General features: G+C 32.0%; 5 protein-coding genes and 1 pseudogene. All 6 read left to right on the forward strand.

All coding sequences use genetic code 11. The features are described 5' to 3' along the window. The coding region (locus LE180_RS06565; RefSeq protein WP_374134654.1) for a hypothetical protein at nt 1-344 on the forward strand (344 nt) is incomplete at its 5' end. Nucleotides 345-568: 224 nt separating this feature from the next. Then, complete coding sequence (locus tag LE180_RS06570) at nt 569-916, forward strand: hypothetical protein (RefSeq protein ID WP_374134655.1); 348 nt, start codon at nt 569-571, stop codon at nt 914-916. Nucleotides 917-946: 30 nt separating this feature from the next. Then, a complete protein-coding gene (locus LE180_RS06575) occupies nt 947-1,390 on the forward strand; it encodes a hypothetical protein (RefSeq protein ID WP_374134656.1) in 444 nt (147 codons plus the stop codon). Between the two features lie 11 nt (nt 1,391-1,401). After that, nucleotides 1,402-1,944: an ImmA/IrrE family metallo-endopeptidase gene (locus LE180_RS06580; RefSeq protein ID WP_374134657.1), complete on the forward strand. Its 543-nt coding sequence runs from the start codon at nt 1,402-1,404 to the stop codon at nt 1,942-1,944. Beyond that, the gene (locus LE180_RS06585; RefSeq protein ID WP_374134658.1) at nt 1,941-2,288 is read left to right on the forward strand and encodes a hypothetical protein; all 348 of its coding nucleotides are present in this window, start codon (nt 1,941-1,943) and stop codon (nt 2,286-2,288) included. Before LE180_RS06580 ends, LE180_RS06585 begins: the two co-directional genes overlap by 4 nt. Next, nucleotides 2,243-2,891 (forward strand): annotated as a pseudogene (locus LE180_RS06590) (hypothetical protein); the annotation flags it as partial. The gene LE180_RS06585 and the pseudogene LE180_RS06590, both read left to right, overlap by 46 nt.

Here is a 2,891-nt window from a genome sequence, read left to right on the forward strand (position 1 = left end):
CTATAATAAAAACAATCAAGACAGTGCTAGAAAACGGGAAGGCTAAATGGGAGCACGAGTCTATTACTTCTGCTTTATTCACCTCATTCTCTACATCTGATTTTGATATATTTCGTAAATATATAAAGCCTATCCATGTAACTATAACAATAAATATTGACAACACAGTTATAACAGCATTATCAAAGAAAAATTTTAATCAAATTATTGGGTTCGTTGAAAAATTAAAAAGCGATAATCTGTTTTCTAATAAAGTAAACTTTGCTTTAGATCCGTTGCATATTTCTTACTTAAATCCACAATTATGTCATGGCATTTTAAAGGATATTTTTGATTCTAGATAATGTTCTAATGTAAATAGTAAAATTTTGAATAGAAGCTTAAAAATGATATACTCAACTAGACTAAAGAGGTTCTTGTCACAATGTTTAAAAAATGCAAATGCTTTAAATCTGAAGTGAATTGCGTTCTCAGGATATCTAGGTTATTTGTCGTTTTTTTTGCTTAGGCGATTTTGTTACTTGCCTATCCTGGCAATCGTAGTTTTAATCGCTCGTTAGAAACTTCCGTGAACCAGATACAATCAATTTCAGTTCCTCAAAATAATAATACTGTCATAAAAATAGATAGTGAAGGGTCTTTCATAGATAATTTATCAAATTTTTATAATACTGTTATAACTGTGTTGTCAATATTTATTGTTATAGTTACATGGATAGGCTTTATATATTTACGAAATATATCAAAATCAGATGTAGAGAATGAGGTGAATAAAGCAGAAGTAATAGACTCGTGCCCTCGAGAAGGCAATTGCACAGGCAATCACGGCAAACTGTGTCCTGTACTGTCGGCGATAATAAAAACAATCAAGACAGTGCTAGAAAACGGGAAGGCTAAATGGGAGCACGCAAAATGAGCAAAATAACTACAAGGGGGAAGAAAAAAAATGACTAATCTAAATCCGTTTCGTAAATTTGTCCAAAAGCAGAGGCGTATGGTACAGTTTCTCGTCTCTGAAGAAGAATTTAATCACATGCTAGGAGAAGCACAAAGGCTCGGCGCAAAGAATTTGTCTGACTATTTACGGTACATGGCAGGGTTTAAAAACACTATCGGCGATAAATCTGCAATGGATGATGATTTTTTTAAATCACATCTAAAAGTCCAGCTTGAAAAGGTTTTTAAAGAAGATACAAGAGATGGGGCTACGGAGACCAAACTGAAAAATGAAGAAATGATGTATGATGAAATTAAAGAGCTACAAGAAAAAATTAAACGATTGGAAGATGCAGTTACAACATTTCAAAGTATTGAAGAAAAGAAAGATAATGGTAAAATAACGCTACCGGTTGAAAATGTTGGAACAGCTGATAAAAATGAAAATCACTAAAGGGGGCATAAGTGGCCATAATAAGAAAATTTAATCGCTCTGCTTCTACTGACAGTGGTATTTACAACACTTCTGATGATGTTTTAAGGTTAATAAGAGATAAGAATATTCAAACCGCGCCTCTTGCTGTTGAAAAATTAGCAGAAGCGTTAGGACTTGATATTAGGTATGGATCGTTAAACAATGAAATTCCCGGCGCATTAAAAAGAGAAATTAGAGATAACAATAACAAATGGATTATCTACGTAAATAGCAAACATTCTAAGACAAGACAGAGATTTACAATCGCGCACGAAATCGCTCATTATTGTCTACATAGATATGAAAAAACGTCATTTGAAGATGTTGTATTTTTTCGTGGAATAGCCGTTTCTTCAGAAGAATATGCCGCAAACAAATTTGCAGGAGAAATTTTAATGCCCGAGAATATTTTCCGGGAGCAGATTAAAAGCGGAATGACGAAAATATCAGATCTTGCAGACTACTTTGGGGTATCAGCATTGGCATTAAGAGTTAGAGCTAAGCATTTAGGATTAGAAGGACACGGACTATGACAAATGATTTAAATTATGTCCCTATAATCAAAACAGGTGATGCCGAGATGAAAGGTTTTTTAAACTTGTTTAAAAAGACAAAGGATTCAATAACTCCGTTATTTGAATTAACAAGATATAGAAAAACAAGAATAAAAAAAGAAAAACAAGTCATAGAGTTGCCATTAGATAAACGAATAGATAAGATTGAGGAAGCATTCGGAAAGGATAGAGCATTTTTTTTAGACTTAACAAATGATGAAAAACTTTCAAATGATAAAATAATAGACCTCCAAAATTCTGAAAACGGTTATTCCAAATGGTGTCAGTATCTAATATATTTGAAAAAAGATTTTCTAAAATAATTCCAGTTTTACAGGTTTCTGATGAAGGTTCAAAAACTATTGAAGAAGCAAAAATAAATTTAAAAAAACAAGTTGAATTCCTTTCAGAAAACTTTGATATTTTCCTCTATAGATTTCCTATATCTGACCAAAATTATAAAGAAGATTTGTCTGATATAATCTCTTCTAGCAACAGATCAAAAATAATATGTTGCATTGATATGACTTTTATGCATCAAAATCAAGGAAATGATGAAGCGCAGAGAATATATAATATAATTCAAACATTAAATGGTGGTGATTACAGACTGTCAAAATTTATTGTATCTGGAACATCTTATCCTTGTTCTCAAGAAATAAAAGACGACTATTCTGAATTTGCCCTTGAAGAAGTTAAATTGTTCAACGAGATACAGAAACTTAATAAGTCAAATTTGAATATTTATTACTCTGATTATGCTTGTATAAATCCGAACAGAACTGATGTCATGACTAGAGGTTGGATACCAAAAATAGATTGCCCAGGTGAAGAAACATTGTTTTTACACAGGAAAAGAAAAGGTAGCTTAGAATATGCCGTTGCATATTGTGAAGTTGCCAAACTAATGGCAGCTAACAAGAAAT

Origin of the sequence: Candidatus Endomicrobiellum pyrsonymphae (genome assembly GCF_020328025.1) — a bacterium.
GTDB lineage: Bacteria > Elusimicrobiota > Endomicrobiia > Endomicrobiales > Endomicrobiaceae > Endomicrobiellum > Endomicrobiellum pyrsonymphae.

Coding starts and splice junctions, on each gene's coding strand:
- LE180_RS06575 (WP_374134656.1), top strand. CDS start 947: ATGACTAATCTAAATCCGTTTCGTAAATTTGTCCAAAAGCAGAGGCGT.
- LE180_RS06585 (WP_374134658.1), top strand. CDS start 1,941: ATGACAAATGATTTAAATTATGTCCCTATAATCAAAACAGGTGATGCC.